A 4,233-nucleotide genomic window follows, 5' to 3' on the forward strand; every position below is an offset into this window, starting at 1 on the left:
GCTGCCGGAGTTAATGAGGCTGTCTTTTTTTCAGGCAGAAGACGGCATACGAGGTAGGCTCCGGTCTCGGGGGCTCGGAGATGGGTATAAGAGACAGGCTCCATCGCCTCGCCCTCGCGGTTGACGGCGAGGCCCGGCTGCACCGTCACCAGCGGCGTGGTGGCGGAGTTGTCCTGCGAGAGGGACACCTCCAGGCCGTACGCCACGCCCTCGCCCAGCGCGCGGCCCAGGCGCTGCTGCGCGGCGTCTCGCGCGGTCTGCTCCTGGCCCAGGTCCTCCGCGGACAGGAGCCGGCCATTGAAGAAGTTCGTTGAACGGATGCCGTCCTTCAGGAACGGCGTATCCAGGGCGATGCGCATGGGCTACCTCCCTCCACCGGAGCGGCGCGTGCGGCTCGCGGCCCGGGACGGCGGCGCGGGCGGTGCGGGCGGCTCGGGGGCCCGGGCGGTCTTCAACGTCGGGCCAGCGCCCGCGAAGTACTGGCTCACCTCCACGATGACGGCCATGGACGCCATCGAGGTCTCGTCCATGGGGTCTTCGCGCTCGCGGAGGCGCAGCCGGATGCCGTCGGAGTCCAGGCCTGCCACGGTGACGGTGGGCAGCGCCAGTCCCAGCCCCTCATCCTCCTGCAGCGTCACCTTCACCACGTACTGCCACGCCTCCGGCTTGTACTGGTACCCGTCGAAGGTGAGCCGCGCGAAGCCCTTGCTCGCCTTGTCGATGCGCAGGTTGTTGTAGCCCTGCACGCCGGAGTCCTCGAAGGACGCGAGGGGCAGCGTGCCCGCCGCGACGATTTGATACGCGGGCAGCGTGGGCGGGTGGTGCACCGCGGACGTGTCCCAGAGCGGGCCCGCCAGCGCCCACTCCTGGAGCAGCCGCAGGTGCAGCAGGTACGGGCGCTCGTCCTCGTGGATGGGGAGCGGCGCCTCCGCCTTCACCACCCAGTCCGTGCTGCCCAGCTCCTTGCTCACGTGCACGTCGACGGCCGCCAGCAGCACGCAGTCCACGTCGGAGTCCGGTTCGGCGGACACGGGCTGCTGACAGCCCTGGGCTTCACCCAGCCAGTTGGGCCGCCACAGCGCGCGCAGCTCCGTCACCCAGACGCGCAGCGCGGCGCGCAGGTAGCCCTCCACCTGCGTCGCCGGCACCTTCATGGGCGCCGCGGCGTCATCCAGCCAGTCCGTCTCCGGCGCCAGCGGCACGGGTTGCACCACCGCCGCGCGCAGCGCCGTGAGGAAGTCCGCCTCCGACGTCACGTCGCCGGAAGGCGTGTCGTCGCCCACGGGCACGACGTGCGTGCGCAGCCAGCGCACCAGGTCCCGCACCGCCTGCTCCTCGGTGGGCTCCTGGGGCGGGGTGAGGCGCAGCTCCAGCTTGAAGTCGTCCGTGACGCGCGAGGGCGCCATGGCGTCGTCTTCACTGCGGCAGGGCTCGCCGGGCACCGGCACGGGATCCGTGAGGCACTCGCGGTAGGAGAGGACGACCCAGACGCGGACGATCTCGTCCGGGTTCGGCTCGATGGCGGCGCCCTGGGCCTTGAGCCAGTCGTTGAGCGACGCGCACTGCGCGGGCGTGACGCGCACCAGCTGCCCGCGCGGACTGAGCGCGGTGCCCGGGGACACGCGCACCTCCGGGCCCCGGGCGCCCAGGCCCGTGGTGACGGCCAGCCCCCAGGCCGTGCCGTACCCGAGCAGGTCTCTTGCCTGCCACCGGTCCCGCTCGGACTGGTAGGCGAAGTCCTGGATGAAGTCGTCGACGCCCAGCACCATCCCCAGCACGTAGTTGACGTGCTTCGTCGGGTCGGCTGCGGCGCGCTTCGCGGAGGTGGAACTCGGACCAAAGCCGCTCATTGGATGTCGCTCCCCTGAATCTCACGGCGCCCGAGCGGATCCCTTCCCAGGATGTGCCGATCCACGGCGTCCTGAGGGGGCCTCGGGGCCAGATAGCTCTCTGCCAGGTACTCACGTCCGAGCCGCATGGCGGGCATCAGCTCGGGGGCACGGCTGCCCAGGTCGACCAGGGTGTCCACGCCCAACCGGGCCTCGCCCACGCGGAACATGGCCCAGTAGAACTTCACGTCGAACACGGTGTGCGCGGGCTTCTCCAGCTCCACCACGCGCAGCGCCCGCTCCAGCCGGTCGCGCTGCTCCTGCTCCTGCGCCGCGCTGCCCCGCGGCATCGGCAGCACCACCGTGAAGCGGTGCGCGGCGGCGCGCACCGGCAGCACCACCGTCTCGAAGTGGTACCAGTCCACCTGCGCGGCCCCGTCCGCCTGCAGCGTCGTGGGCAACACCGCCTGCGAAATGTCCGTGAGGCTTGCCCCGTGCGCCAGGTTGAACGCGGCCACGCGGCCGTAGCGCCGGGCCAGGAACTCGCGCCAGCGCGGCGCGTCCGTGTCCGTGGCCGCCGGCACGAAGCCCAGCACGTCCAGGCTGAAGTCCCGCCACACCGTCGCCTGCGTCGCGTCCGTGGGGGCCCGCAGGGGGAAGCCGTCCGGCAGCGCGCCTTGCGCCACCCCGGCCGCCGTCAGCGCGTCCCGGAAGCGGGTGACCAGCTGCACGCGCCCCTGCTTCGGCTCCCAGCGCGGCGCGGGCGCCACCACGCGGATGCCGCCGACCTCCGAGGGCTGCGTGGGCTGGAGGAATGGCGTGCGCGCCGCGCGGAAGCGCTCCACGATGCGCAGCCGCGCGCGCGTGGGGTCCACGTCCTCGGTGAAGACGGTGTCGTCCACGCACTCGTCGAGCGCCAGCCGCAGCGCCATGCGCAGCCCGCGCGCGGTGCCCCGCCACTGGAAGAAGTCCAGCGTGTGGCGCAGGAACAGCCGGCGCCGGGGCTCGTTCCACGCAGGGTCCAGCACCACGCCGAACCACGAGGCCAGCCACTCCAGCGCCTCCGGGGGCGCGCTGCGCGCGTCGAAGAGCACCTGCGCCGCGGCGATGCGGTCCTCCACCGGCGTGAGCAGCCCCTCCACATTGGCGAGGAAGCGGTCCAGGAAGTGGGCCGACTCCGGCTGCTCCCGGTAGATGGCCGGCAGGTACTGCGCGGCGTAGGAGAAGCGCGGGTACCAGACGCGCAGCGCGTGCAGGCGCGGCGTGCTGCCCCCGCCTCCGTCCAGCGTCAGCTCCACCTGGGCGTAGCGGCCCTTCGCGCGCTGGAAGAGCAGCTCGAAGGTGCCCCGGTGCGCGCCCAAGGGGGCTGGAGCGAAGGGCTGCTCGGAGCCGCTCGCGCGCTTGAGCAGGGCCGGCTCCTCGGAGAACGGCTGCAACTCCAGCTCCGCCTTCTCGTTGGCCGCGCGGCTGCGCACCGTGACGGTGGCGCCGGGCGGAATGGCGGCGTCCAGCATCAGCCGGTGCCACACGCACTCCGGCGCGCGGCCGTCCATCACCGCCGTGCGCAGCGTGGCGGCAGGCACGTACCGGGGCCGGCGCTGGGCCACGAGCGGGATGAAGCCGTCCGCGAAGTCGTAGAAGGCCTCCTGTCCGAAGGCGATGAGCCCCTTGCCGCCGAAGAGGCGCAGCGGCAGGTACTCGGGCTGCGCCACCGCGGTGAGCTGTCCGCCCGGCGCGTCGTGCAGCTCGAAGACGAAGGCCTGGTTGCCGTCCTGGCCCACCACGTACAGCCGGTCCGGCGCACCCTCCACGCCGCGCACCAGCGCCATGTCGTGCGCCACCAGCTTGAAGTCAGCGGCGGGGCCCGTGTCCGGCAGCAGGTCGTCCACCTCCAGCAACACCGGAGCGCCCTCCAGCACGCCGTCGCGGAACACCCACAGGCGGCTGTTGTCCACACCCCGGTCGAGCACCAGCACGCGGCCATCCGCCAGCACCTCCACGGAGACAGGGTCCACGGTGGACACCGGGCCGGGGGCCGAAAGCGACACGGGCTCCGGGAAGGTCTCCGCGGCCGTGCGGCGCGTGTAGCTGCCGTCCAGCGGCTGGAACGGATCCACGACCTCCGGTTCGACCTCCGTCTCGCCGCCGGTGCGCACCGCGCGGAAGGAGGCATCCAGGAACCAGAGGCGACGGTGCTCCCGGTCCAGCACCACCGCGCCGCCGTCCGGTGACGCGGCGATGTCCCAGGGCGCGAAGCCGGCGGGCAGCGCGGGCCACAGGTACTGGAGCGGCGGACCTCCCGCGTGCAGGTCGAACACCAGCAGGCCCGCGGGCGCGAGCGTGCCCACCACGAGGTAGTGGTGGTCGGTGACGGCGAGCGCCCCCAGCGGCGGAGGCGTGGGGG

Annotated in this window: 3 protein-coding genes; all 3 read right to left on the reverse strand. The window is 72.8% G+C overall.

Annotated features, from left to right (window positions below):
* Positions 1 to 359: hypothetical protein (locus D7X12_RS39900; RefSeq protein ID WP_439329420.1), on the reverse strand; the 359-nt coding region annotated here is incomplete at its 3' end.
* A 3-nt stretch (positions 360 to 362) separates the two neighbouring features.
* Positions 363 to 1,850, reverse strand: a complete 1,488-nt coding sequence (locus D7X12_RS39905) for a hypothetical protein (protein WP_120630373.1) — start codon at positions 1,848 to 1,850, stop codon at positions 363 to 365.
* Positions 1,847 to 4,233 (reverse strand): phage tail protein (locus D7X12_RS45245; protein ID WP_120630374.1); only part of this gene is annotated, 2,387 nt, incomplete at its 5' end. The genes D7X12_RS39905 and D7X12_RS45245, both read right to left, overlap by 4 nt.

It is taken from the genome of Corallococcus sicarius (assembly GCF_003611735.1).
In the GTDB taxonomy this organism is placed as follows: domain Bacteria; phylum Myxococcota; class Myxococcia; order Myxococcales; family Myxococcaceae; genus Corallococcus; species Corallococcus sicarius.